Below are 23,925 nucleotides of genomic sequence, written 5' to 3' on the forward strand. Positions count from 1 at the left end.
TATTTATTCATACTAAAATAATAAAATTATGTTTACATTCAACAAACAACGCGCATTTGCGCTAGTACCTAAAGCTATAGGGTTATCGCTCATAACGGCTCTCGCTATGACCTTTACGGCATGTAGCAACGATAACCCTACAACAGAGCCTGGTGGGAAAAAAACAGAACCACCAGTAGAAATACCTTTTCTACAAACTAAGGAAATAGCCACTGGCGACTATAAAGGAATGTACATGCTCAACGAAGGGCAGTGGATGAAGAACAATGCTACACTCGACTATCTTGACTTTACGACTGGTAAATTCTATGACAATGTATATTTTAATGGCTATTTCTCTAAAGATATTCAGCACATTGGTGATACTGGTAACGATATTATTTACAAAAATGGTAAGGTGTGGATAACATTAAATCAGTCGGGCGTTGTGATGGTTATCGACACTAACACTGGTAAGGTTATCAAAAAGGACATACAAGTACCTAACTGTCGCTGCCTAGCTTATGATAATGGCTTTATATACGTTACATCCTTTGCGGGCATAACAGGTAAAACAACCGAACCAGGACTCGTATACAAGATTAATGAAACAACATTTGAAATAACAGCTAAGGTTGCTGTAGGCTATCAACCAGAAGGCTTAGCTGTCCTCAATGGAAAGCTCTATGTTGCTAACAGTGGCGGATATGCTAATTCTCCAGAGGGCAAATATGGCAAAACACTCAGCATTATTGACTTGAAAACATTTACAAAGGAAGCAAAGGATATTGAATTACGTTTAGAAAACCCTTCACATGTAGCCGTTGACAAAACTGGAAAAATATGGGTTAACTGTCTAGGCGATTACAATAAGCCCAACGATGAGGGTATCGTTATTATAAAAAATGATGCCCCTATCCATACTCACGAAATCGGTGTAACTTACTTTGACTTTGCTGGCGACAAGGTATATTACTGTGCTACGCCTTGGAATGGACAGCGTTTGTATGGTGCATTCGACATCAATACAATGGAAGAGGTAAAGGACGAGCCTATCAAGAACATTGAAACTTCACATTCTATCGCAACCCCACACGGTTTATACATCAACCCTATGAACCAACATATCTACATTATGGACGCAAGAAACTTCACTGCGGGAGGTGCTATTCTTGTTTACAATATGCAAGGTAGATACCTCTATTCAATAGAAACATCGGGCGTTTGTCCAGGACATATCTGCTTCCTCCCTAAATAAGGAAGTGTTTTATCAAACAGTTTAAAAGGTGGGAGTATTGCCCAAGAAGCAATATCTCCCACCTTTACTATATTATATAAAGCCTAAATTATAAACTTAGCAAGGATCTGTCATTTGTTAAATTGTTCTTATAGCGGAGTGGTAAAGATAAAAGTACGAATAGCCCAATAAGAAGCAATACCTGCAATATAGCCTATGAAAGCTATCCAAGAAATCTTCTTCATGTACCAACCGAAAGTAATCTTTTCTAAGCCCATTACCACAACACCTGCTGCACTACCGATGATCAACATAGATCCACCTACACCAGCACAATAAGCTAGCAACTGCCAGAAGATGCCATCTACTGCCATATCGCCTGTAGGAACTACAGGATACATACCCATACTACCAGCTACCAATGGTACATTGTCGACAATCGATGAAAGTACACCAATAATACCTGTTACTGCATAGTGGTTACCACTGAAAGCTACATTCAATCCTTTACCTACCTGCTCTAGTACTCCAACCTCTTCCAAACAAGCTACAGCCATCAAAATGCCGAGGAAGAAAAGAATGGTTGACATATCAATGCGACTCAACAAATTGCTAACACGCTTTGCAAAGTCCTCACTACCACCAATCTTACGGTGTAAACGATGATACAACACTTCTGTTACTGTCCATAAAATACCTAACACACAAAGAATACCCATAAATGGAGGCAGACCTGTTAAAGTATGGAACACAGGAACAAACATCAAGCCACCTACACCAATAGCAAAGATAAGTTTGCGCTCGCCACCAGAAAATTCATCTCTACTATCAGCACTTCCGCCTTTCTCTAATGCTACATCTACAAGAATATCACCCTTTAACATAAACTGCAATACCAACGCAGGGATCACCATTGACAAGAGTGAAGGTATAAAGATCTCGCTAATTACGCCTGCAGCGGTAATCAATCCCTTATTCCACAACATGATAGTGGTAACATCACCAATAGGAGAGAAAGCTCCACCAGAGTTTGCAGAAATAATAATCAATGAAGCATAAATCATTCTGTCCTCATGCGACTTTATGAGTTTACGCAAAATCATAATCATAACAATGCTCGTGGTAAGATTATCTAAGATGGCAGAGAGGACGAAAGTCATAAACGCTATTTTCCACATCAAGCCACGCTTCGACTTCGACTGCATAACATTCTTCACCCAATTAAAGCCACCATTCTGATCGACTATCTCCACTATGGTCATAGCCCCCATTAAGAAAAACAAGGTTGTAGCCGTATCGCCAAGATGTTCTACGATTAGCTTATTGCCAAACGACATCACAGCATCAGCAGCAACCTTTACATCAGGATGCATAACTTGGATAAATTGAGCAGGGTCTACCATATACAAAATCCAGCACGCTGCAAGCATTAACAACGCTATTGCAGCTTTGTTGATCTTAGTTAGACTTTCGGTTGCAATGAGCATATACCCCATCACAAACACAACGATAATTGAAATAGTAAGTGTTGACATAAATTATATGAAACATTTAAGTTTTTATTCGGAGGCAAAGTTACACAAAAGATAATATAAGACTCCTAAATAGAGGCTAAATTTGAAGCTACTAGCAAAGTTTTTTCATGCTTTTATTGTATATTTGTAACTAAAAGATAGCTTATGAAAAAGAAGGTTATTAATATAGCATGTGCAGTTGTCAAAATGGAAGGTAAGACCTTTTGTGCAAAACGTTTACGCAAAGGTCCACACTATATAGCCGAGCATTGGGAATTTCCGGGAGGAAAAGTTGAAGCTAACGAAACTCCAAAAGAAGCATTGCGAAGAGAAATAAAAGAAGAACTTGATTGGGAAATTACTATGGGAGAAGAAATAGGTGAAATAATCTATGAATATCCCGACTTCACCATCGCACTAAAAGCTTTTGCCTGCACGGCTGATAATAAGAACTATAAACTATTGGAACATCTTGAAGCTAAATGGCTATTCCCCGAGGAGTTACTAACACTTCAGTGGACTGCTGCCGACGAGCAGCTCATCAAGGTTCTATCTCTCAATACCCAATAACAATAAACAATGACAGAAGATAAACATAAAATAATGGAAGCACTCGTCCTGCAACTGAATGAAGCTTCTGATGCTTATTATAATGGTAAGGGCGAAGCCATGACTGATTTTGAATGGGATGCAGCCTTCGACCGTCTCAAGGCTCTTGAAGAAGAACTTGGAGAGGTTCTTCCAAACTCCCCTACCAATAGTGTTAGTGCAGACAAACTCAAAGGGCAGAAAGAGGAACATGAATATCCGGCTCTCTCACTAGCCAAAACAAAGAGTGAGACAGAGCTAGCAAAGTGGGCAGAAGAACGTCCTATTTGGCTTTCATGGAAGCTAGATGGCTTAACATTGGTCGTAACTTACGATAATGGTAAACTGACAAAAGTAGTAACACGTGGCAATGGACACATTGGTACTAATATTACTCATTTAGCTGCTGCTATTGATAATATCTTACCTACGGTAAAAGCTAACGGACACATTGTTATCCGTGGAGAAGCCGTAATAAGCTATGCCGACTTCGAACAATTCAACCTTGAGTCGGAAGAGGAATATGCCAACCCTCGTAATCTAGCTTCAGGATCGCTCACACTAAAGGATATCAACGAGGTAAAAGCACGTCATCTGCGCTGGATACCTTTCTCACTTGTACACACCGATGAGGAGATTATCTCGTGGGGCGATCGAATGGCTTTCCTTGACAAATTAGGCTTTAACACGGTAGAACGCGAACTTATTACTCTACCAACGGCAGAAAACATTGAGAAAGTAATCGCAACTTGGACACTCCGCGTTACCGACACTACTCGAAAAGACAAACAGCCCTACCCTGTTGATGGCTTAGTGATAACCTATGACGACACCGAATATGCTGCGACAGGATCGGTAACGGGACACCATGCCACACGTGCAGGCTTTGCCTTTAAATGGCAAGATGAAAGCGTAGAGACGACATTGGAATATATAGAATGGTCGTGTGCCACCTCTACAATATCGCCAGTGGCTGTGTTCAAGCCTGTAGAGCTAGAAGGCACCACCGTAAAACGTGCTAGCCTCTGCAATATTTCTGAATGCGAACGACTCGGTATTGGTGATGCTGGCACAAAGCTCATGGTGATTAAAGCCAATAAGATTATCCCCAAAGTGATCAGTGTTACCGAGTGTTTGGGCAGTTTTACCATACCTACAACATGTCCCGTTTGTCATCAACCCACCCAAATCGTTGAGAGCGAGGCTAGTGGAACGCGCACCCTCCACTGTACCAACCACCATTGTCCAGCCAAACAACTCAAGAAGTTTGCGCGCTTTGTATCGAAAGAAGGTATCAATATTGATGGTCTGTCTGAGCAAACTGTACAGAAGTTTATCAATCTTGGTTGGGTATCCGAGTATGCCGATCTTTTTCATCTACAAGAAAAAGCTGAGGCGCTAAAGTACATGGAAGGCTTTGGCGAGAAGAGTTGCGACAATCTTCTTACAGCTATAGAGAAATCACGTAAAGTGGAAGCTAAACAGTTACTTTTCGCTTTAAGCATACCTTTAGTAGGTAAAGATGTATGTACACGCTTGCTTTCAGCTTATCCTTTGGAGGAATTGATCAATAAGAGTCGTGAAAACATGGTATCACCCACCCTTCAAAGGTCATTATTCGAAGAGCCAAGACCAAACAATGAGGAAATATTCTCCACAATAGATGGTATTGGACCAGAAAAAAGTGCTAGCTTTGTAGGCTGGATGCAAGACGATAGCAACTACGCACAACTACAACGCCTCTTGCAAGAACTCACCGTTAGTCAAACTTCATCAGAGCCAAAAGGCAACCTATGTCAAGGCTTAACCTTTGTCATTACAGGTGATGTTCATCATTATAAAAACCGTAATGAGTTAAAGGCTTATATTGAGAGCGAAGGTGGTAAGGTAACGGGAAGTGTATCGAAAAGCACCCATTACCTTATCAATAATGATGTGAAAAGCACTTCTGGGAAAAATAAGAAAGCAAAGGAACTAAACATCCCGATCCTATCTGAGGATGATTTTATGGCTAATTTTAGCAACTAGCCGTTCTAGCTAAATCGTAAAAAAAAAGAGTTATCTATGAGATAAAAAATCTGTAGATAACTCCTTTTATTTAATATATCCTTCTTAGAAAGTCCACTTAGCAGCGATAGTAGGGATAGCATAGAACTTGTTATTCTTTCCCTTATTATTCCAAACGAAGTTGTTGCTAATCTCTACCTCTGTACCAAGAGATAGATTGATCTTATCCCAACCCTTTAGTTTATTCATATTTACCCAAAACTGTGGTTCGGTTAGAAAGATTAGCTTACCATTTACATTAGGATCATACCATAAATCGGCAAAACCATCGAAAGTGCAAAGTCCCTTTGCAAAGGTCAATCCCCATACTTCTGTAAGCTGAAAACCACTGAAAGGACGATAACCTGTGTGATGGTTAACAAAATAATACTTATACATAAGCTGTACAGAGAATGTCTTTGAGAAATCCTGTGAGTGCCAATTCCAAGCACCACCCGCTAAGAAAGCATGCTGATAACGATTACCAAAATAGCCGTTCTCAGCCTCTCCAGTACCTGCACCACCATTATATTCTACGTGTGCAGCCCACTGCTTGTTCTGTGTTAGATTGAACTCTCTTGCAATCTCCCAATAAGCACCAATAGTACCATCCTTCTTATAATCAATATCGGTAAACAAGAAAGTTGAACCCCACTTATCTGGTTTAAACATCTCTACAGTAGTGGTTACGCTCTGGCGATTTGACAAATCATCATAAAGACTATGACCGAGATCATAATGCAACTGCACATTCTGAGCTTGCATACTTGTTGTCATTGCCATCAAGGCAATAACGAGAGAAAAAAACTTTTTCATCTGGTGCTTTTAATTACATTTATTTATTAGAAATATAAAAATCGAATTAAGCTTTATCGAAATACTAGAACACTATGCTATTTTGCTATCACTCCACCATTAGAGAAACTATAAGGACGATCGCTTGCTTCTACTCCACGCTGTTTATTAGCTTGTGCTGACATATCGAACACAAGGTTTGCACCGTTCATTAATAAGCTATGATCTATATAATTCTTTGTGTAAACAGCTCCATTTACAAGCATATTGTCTACATAGCGGTGGGTCTGTTGATAGTTGTTTGCCTTTATATTCACTGATTTTCCATTCTCAAGCTTTATATTCACCGACTTAAAGTAAGGTGCGCCCAAAGCATACTGGTTACTTCCTGGACAAACTGGGTAGAAACCAAGTGCAGAGAATACATACCAAGCAGAAGTCTGACCATTGTCCTCATCACCACAATAACCATCAGGAGTAGCGGTATAAAGTCGATCCATCACCTCTTTTACCCAATATTGCGTTTTCCAAGGTTCGCCAACATAGTCGTAAAGATAGATCATGTGCTGAATAGGTTGGTTACCATGTGCATAGTTGCCCATATTCATGATCTGCATTTCGCGTATCTCATGAATAGTAAATCCATAATAACTATCATCAAAAACAGGAGGAACAACAAATACGCTATCTAGCATTTGTGCCATAACCTTCTCGCCACCCATTAACTTAGCCAAGCCAGCAGGGTCGTGGAACACGCTCCATGTATAATGCCAACTATTACCTTCGGTGAACGCATCACCCCACTTAAATGGATTAAAAGGTGCTTGAAACGTTCCATCCTCGTTGCGACCACGCATCAAGTTGGTTTCCTTATCAAATACCTTTTGATAATTCATAGCATGTGCCTTAAAAGGTTTCAGCTCCTTTGCCGACTTACCTAGTGCTAACCCCAATTGATAAATACACCAATCGTCGTAAGCATATTCCAAAGTACGTGCTACATTCTCCTTAATACCAACATTGTAAGGCACATAGCCCAGCTTATTATAATATTCAAAGCCCTTACGTCCCGTAGAGTTAATCTGTGGATGAACAGCATTAGCACCATATACTACAGCCTTCCATAAGGTTTCAATATCATAACCACGTAAACCCTTTAAGTAAGCATCAGCTACGATAGAAGCCGAGTTGTTACCCACCATACAATCACGATGACCAGGGCTAGCCCACTCTGGTAAGAAGCCACTTTCCTTATAAGCATTTACTAATCCCTCTTGCATCTTCATATTCATAGAAGGGTAAACGAGATTGAGCAATGGGAACAACGAGCGGAAAGTATCCCAAAAACCTGTATCGGTAAACATATAACCAGATAGCACCTTACCATTATAAGGACTATAATGAATTGGCTTGCCTGCCTGATCTATCTCATACAAGGAACGTGGAAAGAGTGTAGAGCGATATAAGCAGGTATAAAATGTGCGCAAATGGTCGATGTTATCATCTTCCACTGCAATACGTCCAAGAATATTATTCCATTCTTCTTTACTAGCATTCTTTACCTCATCAAAGCTCTGCGACATTACTTCTGCAAGATTTACCTCTGCTTGTTGAACCGAAATAAACGATGAAGCTACCTTAACATTTACCTTCTCGCCACGCTCTACATTAAAACCAACAATTGCCATAGCATGATCGGCTGTTAGCTCTTGCCTTCCTTCTAGTAACGTACTATCACGCTGCACAGCGGTATAGGTAAAGTCGTGATCAAACTTCAACACAAAATAGTTCTTGAAGTTATCAGGCACACCACCGCTATTCTTTGTAGTATAACCAACGATCATACGCTCTTTTGGCATTATCTTCACGTATGATCCCTTATCAAAGGCATCCAGCACAAAGTGGGCTTCCTTGCTCTTTGGATAAGTAATACGCACAACTGCAGCACGCGATGTAGGGGTTATCTCTGTTGTTACATCATAGTCGGCTAAGTAGGTACTATAATAATAAGGTGTAGCTACCTCTGCTTTATGCGAGAACCAACTCGCCCTACCCTCCTCGTCAAAATGCTTTGTCCCTACAACGGGCATAAAAGAAAACTGTCCATAATCATTGATCCATGGACTAGGTTGATGTGTTTGCTTAAAACCACGTATCTTATCAGCATTATAAGTGTAAGCCCATCCATCACCCATCTTACCCGTTTGTGGTGTCCAAAAGTTCATACCCCATGGACGTGCTATAGCAGGATAAGTGTTGCCAGTAGAGAGTGATGGTTTAGAAGCGCTACCCATTAAGGTTTTTACATAGTCAACAGGAGTTTGAGCGCAAACGTTTATAATAATTGTCAATACAAAGCTTATTATAAATGCTATCTTTTTCATTTGTAGGTTTTTATGTAAGTAAAACAGCAGCAACTATTTATACTTGTTTCAACTTAGTTATTTTTATAATACAAAGGTACTAAATTCCCAGTTAAAAGCACAATCTTTTGAAGTTAAACAGCAAATTATAAGACAATTATCTGTATTTTTGCATAACAAAGTATATCATGGCAAGACATAATAACATAATATCTTTAGACATGATAAACAATATATAGAAGACAGATTTGTATAAAATTTAAGGCAAAGAGAGGCAAATAAGAAATGAAAAGAGGACTAGTTTTAGAAGGTGGCGCACTACGAGGATTATTCTCTGCTGGGGTTATGGATGTGCTCATGGAGAACAATATTCATCCTGACGGGATCATTGGTGTATCGGCTGGAGCAGCCTTTGGCTGTAATATCATTTCCAAACAGCCAGGACGCGTTATCCGTTACAATAAAAATCTGGCACACGATTGGCGTTATGCGTCCTACCGTTCGCTCCTCACCACTGGCGATTACTTTGGTGGCGAATATGCTTACCATTATATGCCGTTTTATATTGATAAATTTGATACTGAAACTTTCGATAATAATCCACAAGAGTTTTGGGTAGTATGCACCAATGTTGGTACTGGAAAAGCGCATTATCAACGCATTGACAAGATAGATCACACGGCTTTAGAATACATCCGCGCCTCTGCTTCTATGCCACTATTTGCAAAAGTTGTCAACATAGACGGAAAGAAATATCTTGACGGGGGCGTGTCAGACTCTATCCCTTTAGCTTTCTTTCAAGAACAGGGATTTGAACGAAATATCGTTGTTGCCACTCAGCCAAAAGGGTATCAGAAACAACCTAATAAGCTTATGCCACTGATAAGGCTGTGGCTACATCGTTACCCACGCATGATAAGAGTTATGCGCAAGCGCCATATTATGTACAACAAGCAGTTGGCTTATCTCGAACAAGAGACTAAAAAGGGCAATACTTTCATTATCCGACCGAAAACAAAGCTCCCAATCGAGCATCTTTGCCATAAACCAGAGGTAATGCAACAAACATACGACTTAGGGCGCCAAGCTGCTGAAGAATGTCTTGAAAAACTCAAAACATTTTATAATTCGGGAAGTTCGGCAGAATAAATCTTTCGCTTTCCACTCTATTACTTTACAAGCCGCTACAAGATAAAGGCTAAGTTGTTTAACAACAGCGAATAAGCTTTTGTAGAGAGCATCACACCACTGCGCACCCGATAGTGGAGGGATGCTCTCGCTTTACCCACTAACAGATAAGAAAGAGGACAGACCTATTTTTGAAACATCACGCAGTCGAATACAGATAGGAGTACACCTCAAAGCGATAGGTTTGATCGTGGTATTCGACAACCTCTTTCGTTTCATATCAATCACCATTCTTTCGGTACACTGACATTGAAATATAGAGATCCTATAGAGAGCATCGCTAAAATTAGATCTATAGGTCGAATATTAAGCACTAAATGTCGGCTTATATCTTTAATTTTTCCATATTTAGCAATATTACTGCGCTAAGTCTTCAAAAGCTTGGTTCATTTCGTTCATTAAAACTTCAAAATTATCAGAGTTAAGGCATGCTTTACGAAACATCATTTCTAGGTTTTCTTCTTCGAAAACAATATTTTCTTCATGCAATAATACTATCATACCTTGTATCATCAAGCGATAAATAGTAGCTTGATGTAATGTCTTTATCTCGCCCTTAGAAAGTTTTATGCCCATAGCGTATGCCTGCATCTGCACACGAGCCATAGCTCTAATGGCATCAATCACAGCAATTTCTTCATCACCTTTATACGGTCTGCATACTTCAAGGTATTCTGCTGGCGTTTGGAATTTGCCTTCTAAAAGATAGTACAAATGCTGCTTATATTCTGTCTTTACTGCATCATAAACAGCCTTTGAACCACAAGCGTAACGTAAAAGTAGCTTGGGAGATGTATTGTTAGAGAAATGGCGCTTTTCCATATCTGCTATAACAGCGTCTAAATCATTGTAATTAAGACGAATAAACAAAGGAAAAACGGCTGTAATGAAATAAGTATTGAGTTGTTCATAACAATCAGATACACAGTTTTTTATTTCTTTAGGATCAAACTTTCGTCTATCAGGGTACAATGCGTCCATTTCGCCTGAAAAGAAACTATGAAAAAATCCATATACTATGGCCGAAGCTACACGTTCTTTGCTTATTTTTTCTAATCGCATACGCACACAAAAATCCTAAAAAACTAATCTATAACCACAGCTTCTGCTGTTACACCTTCTTTTTGCTTTAGCAACTCGTCTAAACTCTTATAGGTATAAGCTGCTTTATCCTTTATATAAGTATTGCGGAAACGTTCGCGAAGATCAATCAACTTGCTAATAGCTTCCTGGTAAGACTCCGCATCTATACGATTGGCAAGTTGTTGTGCTCTGTCAGCATCAAACTCAAAGTATTTGATTAACATTGACTTAAACTGGCTACGCTGTGCCTCTGACATAGCTGCCAACTGCTCGCTTACATTGTTATTAGCTTTGAAAATAGTAAAAATAAGTTCGTCGGGTTCTCCCCCTCTCTGTCCATGATCGTATTTCTTTTCATATTCAAAGTAGCAATCGCAATATCCTTTACCAGCCATATCTTTAAGTTCTGCCATAGCAGGATCGAGAACACGACGGCAGAAATCGGAAAACTTTTTATAGTTATCTTCCAAACGAAGCATTTTACGGAAATCGATTGTCTTTATAACAGTACGTCCTTTATTTACCCAAGACTCTATAAACATATAGATGCGTTGCGTGTATTTGTTTTTACAAGCAAAAACTATCTGCTTTCCCAAGCGATGATAACCAAGGTCAAGGGAAACTAAACGTTCTGCAACAGCACGATTAAGCTTGAGAATAGCATATTTGTTATAAGACCTATCTTGTGGAATATAGACATCACAAAGGTTGGTATATTTTGTGTACTTTCTACCTTCTGTGGTCTTATAAGGTATTTCTACAGGTAAAGAAGCTAACATTTTAAGAGATGTTCGAAGCTCTGGATAGTGATTAGGATCTACTCCTAATTCCTTAAAAGGCAGCTTGATAGGCATACGACCATCTTCATCCAGCTCCTTTGTTTGAAACAAATCGAGCTGAGCACTCTGCTTATTATTTAATATTCCAAGTAGGATAGCTTGCAAGTTTTCAACAATAGAAACGAGTATTCGCACTTGAATAAGCGAATAGTCATAGCGCATCATAGTTACAGCAATAGGCTGTATAAGCCATGTCTCATCTTTTATTGGAATAAGAGCATCTGATATTGTGCGCTTTATGGGTGCTTTTTTAGCTTTAGCACCTTTCTTCTTTGTTGTTGTCTTCTTGGCAGCTGGCTTTGCTTCGCTACTTGTTGCCTTTGTTCTTACCATGCTTTTAAAATAGCTTCAATGGTACAAAGATAGTGTTTTTTTTGTAAAAATAAAGATAACTAAGGCAAAAGATGAGTTTATCTTAAAACTAATGGCAAAGGGCTACAACCATCACGGCGTAACCCCTTTACAATTATACTATAATCAGAATTAGAAATCTTCTTCGTCATTTACTTCGCTAGCTTGTAGATCAAGATCATCTGTACTAGTATCAAATGTAGTTCGATAGCTTTCTTCTGTCAACTTATCTTCATCAAAGCCATCGTCTTCATCATCATCCGATTTGCGTTTCTCGGTCAACTCGTCATCATCATTCAAGTCTAAATCATCATCTTCCTCATCGCTTAAACGATCATCATCAAGATCCTCATCCAACTTAAGCTTAGTGCTTGACAGCTCTAGTTTTGGCTTCTCCTTAGCAAAGATAGCTTCAACCCAAGTACCTTTAGCCACCTCTAAGACCTCATAACCATCTTCTAACTTCTGGTGATATAAACCACCTGGCTTTTTCAAACGATCAACAGGTAAGGTTGTTGTGCTAATGTCGAAAGCACTATTGATAATATCTTGTACACTTTGAGGGAGACTATCCCATCCACCACCAAAGTTGCGTTCAAGAACCTCAATAAGCTTACGTGCAGAAATATGACCGATATTCTCCCAAGTAAGATCGGTGGTACGCAAAATAGGCTTCTTCTTAATGGCCCATTTAAAGCTTGTACCCTCGTCAATATGAACTTCAGCCACTTGACATCCACGTGCTTCAAACTTAGCGAGTATCTCTGGTTTATTGGTTTTTACCTCTTCAATAATAAAAGCACTTTTTATAACGTCCATATAATGACACCAGTTTTCCTTTACATCACCATTACGCTCTGCCTGCGCCCAAAGACGGAAAACATCACTTTCCTGTATATCCCAAACAGTACTCTTTGTTAAACTCTTTAAGGATAGTGCCTCTCCTTGTCTATTCATATCTATTCCTCTTATATTTTTCTATTAATCCTTAATTCCGCAGCATAAATTCTTGTAAGAACTCCAAGTGCCTGAGAAACAAAGTTCTCAAAACACTTGGATATGTCAGAAATTTCACCTATCTTGGTGCTGTAAACATAACAAGTAAGCAAATATCTGACATGACAAAGGTAGCAATTAAAAACGAGAATATCACTTCTTTCGGTGGAATTTATCACATTATGGACGTTTTCTCAAAGTTGGGCTTTGAAAAACTTACCGAATCCGTATTGGGCAAACGTGGAAGTAGCGGCAAGGCATTCAGCCATGGAAGTATTTTCGGCTCTCTCTTCTTCAGCTACCTTTGTGGTGGAGAATGCCTTGAGGACATCAATGCACTTATAGGGCAGTTCAAGCAGAGACCTGATACGCTGTTACCCGGTGCCGACACAGTTGGGCGCGGACTGAAGGAGCTTGCTGAAGAGAACATTATTTACAAGAGCGAAATCTCCGGCAAGTCTTACAGTTTCAACACGGCAGAGAAGCTGAACACCTTACTATTACGGATGATACGGAGAATGGGGCTTATAAAGGTGGGCAGCCATGTTGACCTGGACTTTGACCACCAGTTCGTTCCAGCCCACAAGTTCGATGCTAAGTATTCTTATAAGCAGGACCTTGGCTATTTTCCTGGTTGGGCTTCCATTGGGGGAATCATAGTCGGAGGTGAGAACCGTGACGGAAACACCAATGTGAAATTCCATCAGGAGGACACGCTCCGTCGCATTATGGACCGTGTAACCTCAGAACTTGGTGTGGTAATAGAGCGTTTCCGTGCTGACTGCGGGTCGTTCTCAAAGGAAATCATCCAAACCGTAGAGCAGCGCTGCAACACGTTCTACATTCGTGCTGCCAACTGCGGCAGTCGCTACGAGAATTTCCAACAGTTGAAGGAATGGAAAGACGTTGAGGTTGGCTATGAGAAATGCGATGTCACATCCATCAGCATAGACAGCTTGATAGAAGGAAAGTCATACAGGCTCGTCGTACAGCGTAGCCTTTGAAAGGCAAGGATGGCAGTGAGCAGACGGATATGTTCGGAGTAATATACACATACCGCTGTATCCTCACCAACGACTGGGTGTCTACCGAGAAAGACATCATTACGTTTTATAATGAACGTGGAGCAAGCGAAAAGAACTTCGACATACAGAACAATGACTTCGGCTGGTCACATCTGCCCTTTTCCTTTATGGCTGAGAACATGGTTTTCATGATGGTTACCGCCATGCTGAAGAACTTCTATCTCTATCTCGTCCGTCATATCAGCGATAAGGTCAAGCCATTGAAAAAGACAAGTAGGCTGAAAGCCTTTATCCTACATTTCGTCAGCGTACCAGCAAAATGGGTGCGCACTGGAAGGCAGCACGTTCTGAACCTATATACAAATAAAACCTACTACTCAGAAGTCTTCCTTGAATAAACAGTATTTCTTTGTGGTTTTAATATTCCCCATTGGTTTGGGTGGGGGATTTTATGCTTAGAAAAAAACCAAGAAACACCGAAGCACCTCACATCAACATATAGAGTCCCCAAAAGACACCTCAACATATAAAATTTTCTCACAAGAAAAAATACTGCGGAATTAAGGTTAATAACAGCCTTATTAAAAAGTGCTGCAAAAGTAAACACTAAAACCTAATCCTCCAAACTTTTTTACTTAAAAACCTTAGATATATTTTAGTCTACACAACCTATAATATCTGTTACCGACTGACATCCATGATCATCAAGCCACGCATTGATACCATCGCGTACCTTTATAGATACTGTAGGATCTACAAAATTGGCTGTTCCTATTTGAATAGCCGAGGCTCCAGCCATAAGAAATTCTATAGCATCCTCAGCCGTAGAGATACCTCCTAAGCCTATAACAGGGATCTTTACTGCCTTTGCTACATCATATACCATACGTAAAGCCACTGGTTTAACAGCAGGACCACTAAGCCCTCCTGTACGAATACTCAGCTTAGGACGATGACGTTCGATATCAATAGCCATACCCATTAAGGTATTAATTAAGGACACGCTATCAGCACCCTCATCTTCGCAAACGCGAGCTATGGCTGCTATATCTGTAACATTTGGAGATAGCTTAACGATTAAAGTCTTATTATAATGGACACGAACAGCCTTCACTACAGATGCCGCTCCAGCACAAGTAACACCAAACGACATACCGCCCTCTTTTACATTTGGGCATGAAATATTAAGTTCGATAGCAGGAATCTTATCCAATTCATTGATCTTTGCAGCAGCTTCAGCATACGTCTCAGGAGAGTCCCCGCTAACATTGACGATAAAATTGGTATCTATATCCTTCAGTTCTGGATAAATGTGATTACAAAAGTAATCAACACCCTTATTTTGAAGTCCCACACAATTGAGCATACCTTGTGCAGTTTCAACCATTCGTGGGTAATCATTTCCTTCACGAGCATAAAGCGTTGTTCCCTTTACGAATATACCTCCAAGCTCTTCTAAAGGTACAAAATCGGCAAACTCTAGTCCATATCCAAAAGTACCACTTGCTGTCATAACAGGGTTCTTTAGTTGAAGCGAAGAAATATTTACATTTAATTTAGCCATTTCCTTATCTTTTTTATTTACAAACTAGAAATACCATTGTAGCCGATCAATATTAAATACGGGACCTTCTTTGCACACACAAAGATTGCCGTCAATGGTTTTTTCCACACAACACAAACATGCGCCCAAACCACAAGCCATTAAATTCTCCAATGAAGCCTCACAAGGTATCTGTGTCTGCTTAGCATATTGTGCTATAGCCATCATCATTGGTTTAGGTCCACAAGTGGCTATACGATCAAATTTTACTTTATTCAAAATAGAATGCTGCGTTACAAAACCTTTCTCGCCTGCTGTGCCATCTTCTGTCGTGATACATATTTCACCATATTGAGCAAACGCTACCATTTGCATAATATCTGCTTTCGTACGATAACCTAAGAGAAAAGTTGGATACCCTCCTTGCTTTTTTATCAGTTTCCCATAGTACAACATTGGCGCAACACCAACACCTCCACCCACAAGAAGAATGTTTTTACCTTTGACATCCTCCATATTAAAGCCCTTACCGAGTGGGAAGAGGCAGTTTAGCTTATCGCCTTCTTTTAAATAAGACAGCGTTTTAGTTCCTTCACCCACTTTCGCAATAAGCAACCAAAGCTCATTCTTATCATAATCCACAAAATGGATAGAAATAGGACGACGTAGATAAGTGGCAGGAGAGTGATCGACCCTTACTTCAACAAATTGCCCAGGAGCAACCTCTGGCATTGGTACATCACTAAATAGTTTTATCAAGAAATACCTATCGTTTAATTGCTCAAACGATGTTACTGTAAGATCTAAGAGAAACTTTTTCATCTTTGAATTTCATTATTTAAATACAAAGATACGAAAAACTTGATAATATTACTTCTTAGGAACAAAGGTCTCCCATGTTTGATCATCAAAAAAGATACGTATTTCGGTTATATTACGAGCAGGTTTGTCAATATATTTCACCTCTGTTCGTACCTCTGAACAATTCTTAGGAAGAACATTTGGTGTTTGTGTGTCCAAAGAAGTAGGCGAAACCGTATCGAAAGGCAAAAGTTCTTCTCCTTTGCTTGGCTTATCATTATCCGTAGCAGAAGATTCATTATCTAAGAACATAGGACCTGTTCCAAACATTAACCAGTCAAGATTAATCTCTGGATATTTCCCTCGAATGGCTTCCACTGTATTAAGAGTTGGCTTTGTCCTACCACTAAAAATACTACTTAATGCTCCCGGCGATATTCCTATAAATCCTGCGAAGTCTTGTTGGGTCATTCGCTGATGCTCCATAAGCAGTTTTATTCTATCTTTCATACTTAAAACCTCACTATATTCTAAAAAAATGGTGTCCTTACTTTGATTTACAAAAGTAAATATAAAAATTCAATAATCAAAATATATTTGCGCAAACTTTTAAATACGAAATTATAAATTTTATATTTAAAGTTTTAAATTGTAAATACACAAATTACAAGAAAATCTGCTTATTTCGACCTTTAAAATCTACAAGTCTAAATGCCCCCTAGAATAAACTGTAACAAAACAAATAAAACTATTGATATACAGCATATTATATTATATATATAAATCAATATTAACCCCAGATATACGCAAGATCAATTACAAGGCTGAACAAAAGTCTTTGTTTAGCTTTACAATATATCTATAATATACTAGGAATAAGCATATTATAGTTATATTGTAAATAATGAAAAGATATTCATATAAGAAGGGGTATTTATTATTTTATTTTCAAAAGAGCAAACTTTAAAAACACAAACACAAATAATATTAGTTTTATTTCTTAAATATTATATTTTATCTCTTAAATGCAACTACATTTGCAAACGTATAAGCCTCTTTTGATTGTCATAAAGGAAGTTAAAACAAAATTACCCCCTATTTTTTAGTCTTACTTTCTCTAAAATTTTGATATTTAAAGCGGAGGGAAGAGTGTGCTGTAAATATGCGAAAAATAGAAGGATATTTTTTATTTAAAAGCTTAATTATCAAAAGATAAACCCTAAAATTTAGGTTTTCAAAACTAGGTGAAATAGAAATTTATAGCTCTCTATTTCTATTCTTACCGCAATAATAAAGCTAAAGCCGTATTAAAAACCACCCTATTACAATAACATCACACAAAAATAAAGATATAAAAACGCTTTTGATTATCAAAAGCGCAATGTCCAATTTCAAGATAACGATCCTATTAGTGCAAAATAAAAAAGATAAGCTCTTTCATCAGATCACCAGAACCAGTACTAGGATTATCCAAGCCTTTGCTTTTTGCATCTATTTCACGTACCTTTCCTAATATATCCATTGTCTTACGAGCAGAGTAAGCACGAAGCCCTATCATATAATCTTTAGCCCCCCACCTACTCTTCAATCCCAAACCAGCAGCAAGTGCATCTTCCGAGTTATTCCCAGGAATATAATGTGCTATCATTAAATCGCGGAAATAAGAAAAAAGCATAGGAAGAAACGAATATAAAGACCCAGCCTTTGGATTATTGTCAAAGTATTTGATAATCTGATTTGCTTTAAAAATATTTTTCTGAACAATGGCATTTCTCAGTTCAAAAGCATTAAAATCTTTACTGATACCTATCTCCTTCTCCACGATATCAGGTGTTATCATCATACCATTTTCTGGAAGAGAAATCATTACCTTGTCTAATTCTGACGTCAATCGGTTCAGATCTGCCCCCACGGCATCGGCTACCATCTGTTTCGCCTTAGGATCTATTGTTACCTTTTTCGCATCAAGATATTCTTGAATGAAGATAGGCAACTGATAATCGCGCAATTTCACACTATCAAAAACGACACCAGCAGCATTGGCTAATTTCACAATTTTCTTTTTACCATCAATAGAACCATTCTTATGACACCACACCAAGATCGTAGATTTTACCAACTGCCCACTGAGATATTTTTCTAATGGTTCTAGCGACCGCACGTTTTGAGCCTCTTTTACAATGATCACCTGATGTTCTGCCATCATAGGGTAACGCTTTGCCATATCTACCACTTGCGCACACGAAACATCCGAACCAAAACAAATCGTTTGGTTAAAATCGCGCATCTCTGGTTCAAGTACATTGTTGGCTATAAAGTCTGAAATCTTATCGATAAAATAAGATTCCTCTCCCATTAATAGGTAAAACGGAGCATATTTCTTCGCCTTCAAATCGGCTATAACACGCTGAAATATGGCATCTAACTTTGCTGGCATTGCGTTTTTTCTTATCTTTGTATCATGGTTGAAACTAATATTTGTACTCAACCTTGATACAAAGATAATAGAAATTGGACAGAAAACAAAATTTCCGTTTCACTTTATCCCACCTTATTATATATAGCATAATCTAGCAAGACAATGAAGGCAAACTTCTTATCTAATCATCTCCCCATAAAAGAAGAAAACGGAAAGCGTTATATCCTCGACATGCTCCGCAGAAAATACATAACGCTAACACCTGAAGAATGGGTAAGGCAAAGCTTCATCCATTTTTTAATTGAGCAAAAACACTATCCACAAGGTCTTTTAGCTAATGAAATAAGTCTTAATCTTGGCGATAAGAAGATGCGAGCAGATAGTGTTCTCTATGATACAAACCTACAACCAAGAATGATTATCGAATACAAAGCTCCCAACATCTCCATTACACAGAAAGTGTTCGATCAAATTTTCAGTTATAACATCCTCCTTCATGTACCTTATCTTATTGTAACAAATGGTATAGAAATATACGTTTGTAAGTTTGATTATGATAGTAAAAAATATTTATATTTAGACGACATACCTACTTATGAAAGTATTTAACAAAGTAAACACTACAAAGATTGGCACATTTATTGTAAAAGATGTTCTATCAATAATTTTATAAAACTATATAATGGCAAAAGGAAAATGGATTGGTGCCGCCCTTGGTTGGATACTTTCTGGCGGAAATATATTAGGCGCATTGGCTGGTTATTGCGTTGGAAGTTTAATGTCAGACGCCTCGCAAGGCACAGATAGTCGATCGAATGAGTATGACGCCAATGGTCACTCCTCATCAAACTTCTACAACGAAGCACCTTTTGAAGAAACGCGAAACTCATTTCTCTTTTCTCTCCTTGTACTCTCTTCTTATATTATAAAGGCGGATGGTAAGGTAATGCATTCGGAAATGGAATATGTACGCAATTTCCTTCGTCATAATTTCGGTGAGAACGCAGTACCACAAGGTGAGGAAATTCTTAAAAAGCTCTTCGAAAAGATGAACCAAGAGGGTATGCCTATTTTCAAAGAAACCATCCACAGAAGTTGCGTTGAAATGTCATTCCACATGAGCGAGGGACAACGCCTCCAACTGCTCAATTATCTAGTAACTATTGCTAAAGCCGATGGTTCTGTTTCTTCTGAAGAAATTTTAGCCCTCAACGACATTGCGCTCCACCTCAATCTTACCCTGCAAGATGTAGAGTCAATGCTCAATATGGGATACTCATATAGCAATAATCAAAGCAATACACAGCCGCAAAATAACCTCGTCGCTGCATACAAAGTACTAGGTATCCTCCCCTCTGCCACTGATGATGAGGTAAAAGCTGCTTATCGCAAGATGGCTCTCAAACATCATCCCGACCGCGTAGCATCGCTTGGAGAAGATATTCGCAAGGCTGCTGAAGAGAAATTTCAGGAAATCAACGCAGCAAAAGAGGCTATTTATAAAGCAAGAAAAATGTAGAAAATTGAGTATTGAAAATGGAAAATTGAGTATTAATAATCCCCTTCTTACTTTATTCTTTAGAATGAAGCGGAAAAGTATTAAACCTCTTGAAAAAACGGCTCACTATCATTTACTCATAACTTTTTTCAATCCTCTATAATCAATTCGCAATAGAAATAAGATGCTCAATTGAACAAGAATATCAACAAGAACCAATGGCAAAAATAAAAATTACAACCCCAGAAGGCAATATTATTGTTCGCCTCTATGATGAGACCCCAAAACATCGTGATAACTTTCTAAAATTAGCGCAAGAAGGCTATTTCAATGGCACTATTTTTCACCGTGTCATCGAAGAATTTATGATACAAGGAGGCGATCCTAATAGCCGAAATGCTCCAAAAGGAAAGATGCTTGGCACAGGTGGTCCAGATTATACCATCCCTGCCGAGTTTGTTTATCCTCAACTTTTCCATAAACGGGGTGCGTTGAGTGCGGCGCACACAGGCGATGAAGTCAACCCTGAATGCGAGAGTAGCGGTAGCCAATTCTACATAGTTTGGGGTAAAACCTACAGCAATGGCGAGCTAAAACAGATAGAGAAACAAATGGCAATGCAGCAAGAGCAAGATGTGTTCAACGGTTTAACCAAACAATATCGCAATCAAATCATGGATCTGCGCCGTAACCGCAACCGTATAGGGCTTCAAGCACTACAAGATAAACTCATTGCAGAAGCTAAAGCAAAAAGTAAAGAGCTGGGGAAGCCCGTCTTTTCTCTCGAACAAATAGAGACTTATACTACTCTTGGTGGTACTCCGTTTCTCGACAATCAGTACACTGTTTTCGGTGAAGTAGAAGAAGGGCTAGACATTATTGAGCGCATTCAAAGTGTGGAAACCGACCGTAATGATCGCCCGTTAGATGATATTACAATACAGATAGAAGTGCTATAAATGTACTCTTTCTTCCAAGAATATAGATAAGCTACATATTAACATCTCATAACACTACCCCCACCACAGACACAGCAAGAAAAAGGTGGGGGAACAATTATTTTAAGACAACTAACAAACCCTCAATTCAATAAGAGACATAAGAACAAAAGGCTAACGCTATACGAATTGAGAATTTCATTCAATTGAGAATTCATAATTAATAATAACCTGCCCTTATATGTTTGTTATGGACGACCTCTTATTACATTAATAATTGCCCATCCTCTTGCATGGTATGTAAAATATTTTTATAAATGCAATTCAAATAATGACCTTTTGCTTTGCAATTCATAACCTTTTATTCATTAAAACATCATCATTTGAGCCACAAAACATCACCTTTTGCACCGTAAAACATCACCTCTTTGTAAAGCCTTTTGTATCATATAGTTACAGCTATATTAAACATTATATCGCCCAACATTTTCTGTAAATGTTTTTTACACTTCCAATACCCCCTCCCCGACCATACCAATATAAGACACTAATTGCTATTTTTAAGAAATTGGTAACCAATAAAATAGATTTTTATTTTTAAAGCAATTTATCGCAGGATCCATCAATATACCTATAGACGATTTGCGTGAACGAATCAATGAGGTGTCTACAGATAATCCTATTATTGTTTTCTGTGCCGTTGGTTTACGTGGATATTTGGCACAACGCATCCTCATCGGGCTTGGTTTTAAGGATGTTCGTAATCTATCAGGCGGATATAAAACGTATAGTACAGTAAACTCCTTCAAACACTTCAAAGATCATCACTTCCGTTGAAAATAAGGGACTTATTAAGCGCAAACTAGATAAAATTGATAAACGACAGATGCACTTCTCATTACCCCCCAAGGGTGAACAACAATTGGAAGAGATGCACTGTAGTGAAATGTGCAAGTTCCAAAACGAAGTGCAATAAAAGAGTAGCCCTCACCGAGAGATGCAGACGTTCCCGAAGCGTAGCGAGAGGTTGTCTGCATCTCTCTCTCGGCGAGGAAAAAGAAACAACCAGCAATACAAATAAAAAAGGGAGACCTCTGTCTCCCAAAGATTAACTAACTTTGTATTGTTTATGTATCATCAATTAATCTCGGAGCAAAGGTCGCAAATTTTTGCCTTACTCCAAAAGCAAACAGCGAGAAAAGAAATTGCCGACATCGTCGGTATTAGTCAGTCAACACTCTCACGTGAAATCAAACGCAATAGCACGCCTTCTGGAAAGTATATCTGGCCGAAGGCGCATGATATGGCTATGCAGTGCAGGAAGAACACAGTAACTAACGCCAAACTCTCCGACGAATTAGTTTGGAGAATTAAAGAATATATTACCAACGACCAGTGGTCTCCAAGACAAATATCAGGGTATCTGCGCATGAATGAGGGCATAGAGGTATCCCACCAGTCCATCTATAACATCATCCACAATGACACAACAGGGAAACTTGCAAAACACACAAGGCATAAGATGAAATACAGGCATTGTCCCAAAGGCGGACATCTTCCAATAAAGGACAGGATGAGTATCCATGAAAGAAGTAAGGAAGTTGACGGGAAGAGATTCGGAGATTTTGAGATGGACTTAATCGTAGACCCTGACCAGCATGCCATACTCACACTGGTGGAGAAATCCACCAATATGCTACTTATGCAGAAACTGCCATTTGGAAAGCAGTCAAAGCCTCTGGCAAAGGTGGTTAGGAAACTACTGCTGCCATACAAGAACAGCCTGAAGACAATTACAACAGATAACGGACCTGAATTTGCGGCACATAAGGACATCACCAAATACTTAGGCGTGCCCGTGTACTTCGCTGACCCATATTGTTCATGGCAAAAGGGAACTGTTGAGAATACAAATAAATTAATCAGGCAGTATATACCTAAAAAGGATTCGTTTGATAACTATACGGACAAGAGAATTATGTCCATACAAAAGAAATTGAACGAAAGACCAAGAGAAAAATTAAACTTTTCTACTCCAAAGTGCGAGTTCTTTAAGCACCTTTTGTAATTTTGCACTTGCTGGTTGACTCTGCGTTAATCTTAACTATATGACAATCAACTATTTATGTTGTATAAAATTTGGTCAATTCGTCCAAAATGACTACCTTTGGATGTTAAAACGATTCAAGAATCGAGATGAAATACTACTCACAATATCTCAGTCACGACCTGTTTGAACTTCAGGAGTCACTTTCGGGATTGAGCAAATCCAACCGTTGGGTCAAGCTGGCCGACCACCTTCCCTGGGACAGGATAGAGAGGGAATACAACAAACGTCTGAGGAACAGCCACAACGGTGCCGGCAACAAGCCCGCCCGCATGGTGGTGGGAGCGCTAATCGTGAAGCATGTGGAAAAACTGAGCGATGAGAACACCATCCAAGCCATTCAGGAGAATGCCTACATGCAATACCTGCTTGGGCTTGAGAAGTTTACGGAAAAGCCGGTATTCGTGCCAGAGTTGTTCGTCCTTGTCCGCAAGCGACTCGACCATGACTTCTTCAACATGCTGACCCTGATGCTGGCGGAAACAGACGAGAGCAAGCCGAAGAAGGAATACACCGACGAGGACGGCAACGATCACGGCGGTACGATGAAGATTGACGCCACATGCTGCGACGCAGAGGTACGCTATCCAACGGATTCCAACCTGTTGGAGGACG

Annotated in this window: 20 protein-coding genes and 2 pseudogenes; 12 read left to right on the forward strand and 10 right to left on the reverse strand. The window is 39.1% G+C overall.

The features are described from left to right. Positions 1-28: 28 nt before the first annotated feature. Complete coding sequence (locus tag PREBIDRAFT_RS03550) at positions 29-1,237, forward strand: DUF5074 domain-containing protein (RefSeq protein WP_004335543.1); 1,209 nt, start codon at positions 29-31, stop codon at positions 1,235-1,237. Positions 1,238-1,365: 128 nt separating this feature from the next. On the opposite strand, the gene nhaD is transcribed toward PREBIDRAFT_RS03550, so the two are convergent. Continuing rightward, entirely contained in the window at positions 1,366-2,751 is a 1,386-nt protein-coding gene (gene nhaD / locus PREBIDRAFT_RS03555) for a sodium:proton antiporter NhaD (RefSeq protein WP_004335541.1), read from the reverse strand. 144 nt (positions 2,752-2,895) lie between these two features. Here nhaD and PREBIDRAFT_RS03560 point away from each other — a divergent pair, with 144 nt between their 5' ends. Together PREBIDRAFT_RS03560 and ligA are read left to right on the forward strand one after the other, a co-directional pair. Then, positions 2,896-3,300: a (deoxy)nucleoside triphosphate pyrophosphohydrolase gene (locus PREBIDRAFT_RS03560; RefSeq protein ID WP_004335539.1), complete on the forward strand. Its 405-nt coding sequence runs from the start codon at positions 2,896-2,898 to the stop codon at positions 3,298-3,300. A gap of 9 nt (positions 3,301-3,309) precedes the next feature. Next, positions 3,310-5,346 (forward strand): NAD-dependent DNA ligase LigA, encoded by a 2,037-nt coding sequence (gene ligA / locus PREBIDRAFT_RS03565; protein WP_004335537.1) that lies wholly within the window; start codon positions 3,310-3,312, stop codon positions 5,344-5,346. Positions 5,347-5,430: 84 nt separating this feature from the next. Here ligA and PREBIDRAFT_RS03570 read toward each other — a convergent pair whose 3' ends face one another. Together PREBIDRAFT_RS03570 and PREBIDRAFT_RS03575 are read right to left on the reverse strand one after the other, a co-directional pair. Then, on the reverse strand, positions 5,431-6,180 hold the full coding sequence (locus PREBIDRAFT_RS03570; RefSeq protein WP_004335536.1) for a nucleoside-specific channel-forming Tsx family protein: 750 nt from the start codon (positions 6,178-6,180) through the stop codon (positions 5,431-5,433). 77 nt (positions 6,181-6,257) lie between these two features. Next, on the reverse strand, positions 6,258-8,543 hold the full coding sequence (locus tag PREBIDRAFT_RS03575; protein WP_004335534.1) for a GH92 family glycosyl hydrolase: 2,286 nt from the start codon (positions 8,541-8,543) through the stop codon (positions 6,258-6,260). A 264-nt stretch (positions 8,544-8,807) separates the two neighbouring features. Between PREBIDRAFT_RS03575 and PREBIDRAFT_RS03580 the strand changes: the two genes are divergently transcribed. Then, positions 8,808-9,671, forward strand: coding sequence for a patatin-like phospholipase family protein (locus PREBIDRAFT_RS03580; RefSeq protein ID WP_004335531.1), 864 nt, complete (start codon positions 8,808-8,810; stop codon positions 9,669-9,671). Positions 9,672-10,067: 396 nt separating this feature from the next. On the opposite strand, the gene PREBIDRAFT_RS03585 is transcribed toward PREBIDRAFT_RS03580, so the two are convergent. The 3 genes from PREBIDRAFT_RS03585 to PREBIDRAFT_RS03595 form a co-directional block, all read right to left on the reverse strand. Continuing rightward, positions 10,068-10,772 carry a hypothetical protein gene (locus tag PREBIDRAFT_RS03585; RefSeq protein ID WP_004339219.1) on the reverse strand — a complete coding sequence of 235 codons (705 nt, stop codon included), beginning with the start codon at positions 10,770-10,772 and terminating at the stop codon, positions 10,068-10,070. 23 nt (positions 10,773-10,795) lie between these two features. Continuing rightward, positions 10,796-11,965, reverse strand: coding sequence for a replication initiation protein (locus PREBIDRAFT_RS03590; RefSeq protein ID WP_004335525.1), 1,170 nt, complete (start codon positions 11,963-11,965; stop codon positions 10,796-10,798). A 150-nt stretch (positions 11,966-12,115) separates the two neighbouring features. Next, the gene (locus PREBIDRAFT_RS03595; RefSeq protein ID WP_004335522.1) at positions 12,116-12,940 is read right to left on the reverse strand and encodes a hypothetical protein; all 825 of its coding nucleotides are present in this window, start codon (positions 12,938-12,940) and stop codon (positions 12,116-12,118) included. Positions 12,941-13,101: 161 nt separating this feature from the next. Here PREBIDRAFT_RS03595 and PREBIDRAFT_RS03600 point away from each other — a divergent pair. Further along, positions 13,102-14,402, forward strand: a pseudogene (locus PREBIDRAFT_RS03600) (IS1380 family transposase). 257 nt (positions 14,403-14,659) lie between these two features. On the opposite strand, the gene PREBIDRAFT_RS03605 reads toward PREBIDRAFT_RS03600, so the two are convergent. The 4 genes from PREBIDRAFT_RS03605 to holA form a co-directional block, all read right to left on the reverse strand. Next, positions 14,660-15,568: a dihydroorotate dehydrogenase gene (locus PREBIDRAFT_RS03605; protein WP_004337352.1), complete on the reverse strand. Its 909-nt coding sequence runs from the start codon at positions 15,566-15,568 to the stop codon at positions 14,660-14,662. Between the two features lie 24 nt (positions 15,569-15,592). Next, positions 15,593-16,369, reverse strand: a complete 777-nt coding sequence (locus PREBIDRAFT_RS03610) for a dihydroorotate dehydrogenase electron transfer subunit (protein WP_004337353.1) — start codon at positions 16,367-16,369, stop codon at positions 15,593-15,595. A gap of 48 nt (positions 16,370-16,417) precedes the next feature. Beyond that, positions 16,418-16,858 carry a helix-turn-helix domain-containing protein gene (locus tag PREBIDRAFT_RS03615; RefSeq protein ID WP_004337354.1) on the reverse strand — a complete coding sequence of 147 codons (441 nt, stop codon included), beginning with the start codon at positions 16,856-16,858 and terminating at the stop codon, positions 16,418-16,420. Positions 16,859-17,756: 898 nt separating this feature from the next. Further along, positions 17,757-18,785, reverse strand: a complete 1,029-nt coding sequence (gene holA / locus PREBIDRAFT_RS03620) for a DNA polymerase III subunit delta (protein ID WP_004337355.1) — start codon at positions 18,783-18,785, stop codon at positions 17,757-17,759. 144 nt (positions 18,786-18,929) lie between these two features. On the opposite strand from holA, the gene PREBIDRAFT_RS03625 reads away from it, so the two are divergent. The 7 genes and pseudogenes from PREBIDRAFT_RS03625 to PREBIDRAFT_RS03645 all read left to right on the forward strand — a co-directional run. Next, positions 18,930-19,376, forward strand: coding sequence for a type I restriction enzyme HsdR N-terminal domain-containing protein (locus PREBIDRAFT_RS03625; protein ID WP_004337357.1), 447 nt, complete (start codon positions 18,930-18,932; stop codon positions 19,374-19,376). A 73-nt stretch (positions 19,377-19,449) separates the two neighbouring features. Further along, positions 19,450-20,286 (forward strand): DnaJ domain-containing protein, encoded by an 837-nt coding sequence (locus tag PREBIDRAFT_RS03630; RefSeq protein WP_004337358.1) that lies wholly within the window; start codon positions 19,450-19,452, stop codon positions 20,284-20,286. A gap of 197 nt (positions 20,287-20,483) precedes the next feature. Further along, positions 20,484-21,224, forward strand: coding sequence for a peptidylprolyl isomerase (locus PREBIDRAFT_RS03635; RefSeq protein ID WP_004337359.1), 741 nt, complete (start codon positions 20,484-20,486; stop codon positions 21,222-21,224). Positions 21,225-21,797: 573 nt separating this feature from the next. Further along, positions 21,798-21,995, forward strand: a pseudogene (locus tag PREBIDRAFT_RS11000) (rhodanese-like domain-containing protein); the annotation flags it as partial. A 58-nt stretch (positions 21,996-22,053) separates the two neighbouring features. After that, complete coding sequence (locus tag PREBIDRAFT_RS11370; protein WP_244864330.1) at positions 22,054-22,179, forward strand: hypothetical protein; 126 nt, start codon at positions 22,054-22,056, stop codon at positions 22,177-22,179. A 153-nt stretch (positions 22,180-22,332) separates the two neighbouring features. Further along, complete coding sequence (locus PREBIDRAFT_RS03640; RefSeq protein WP_004339227.1) at positions 22,333-23,271, forward strand: IS30 family transposase; 939 nt, start codon at positions 22,333-22,335, stop codon at positions 23,269-23,271. A gap of 128 nt (positions 23,272-23,399) precedes the next feature. Next, a partial coding sequence (locus PREBIDRAFT_RS03645) for a transposase (RefSeq protein WP_004339230.1) occupies positions 23,400-23,925 on the forward strand: 526 nt, incomplete at its 3' end.

It is taken from the genome of Prevotella bivia DSM 20514 (genome assembly GCF_000262545.1).
GTDB classification, from domain to species: Bacteria; Bacteroidota; Bacteroidia; order Bacteroidales; family Bacteroidaceae; genus Prevotella; species Prevotella bivia.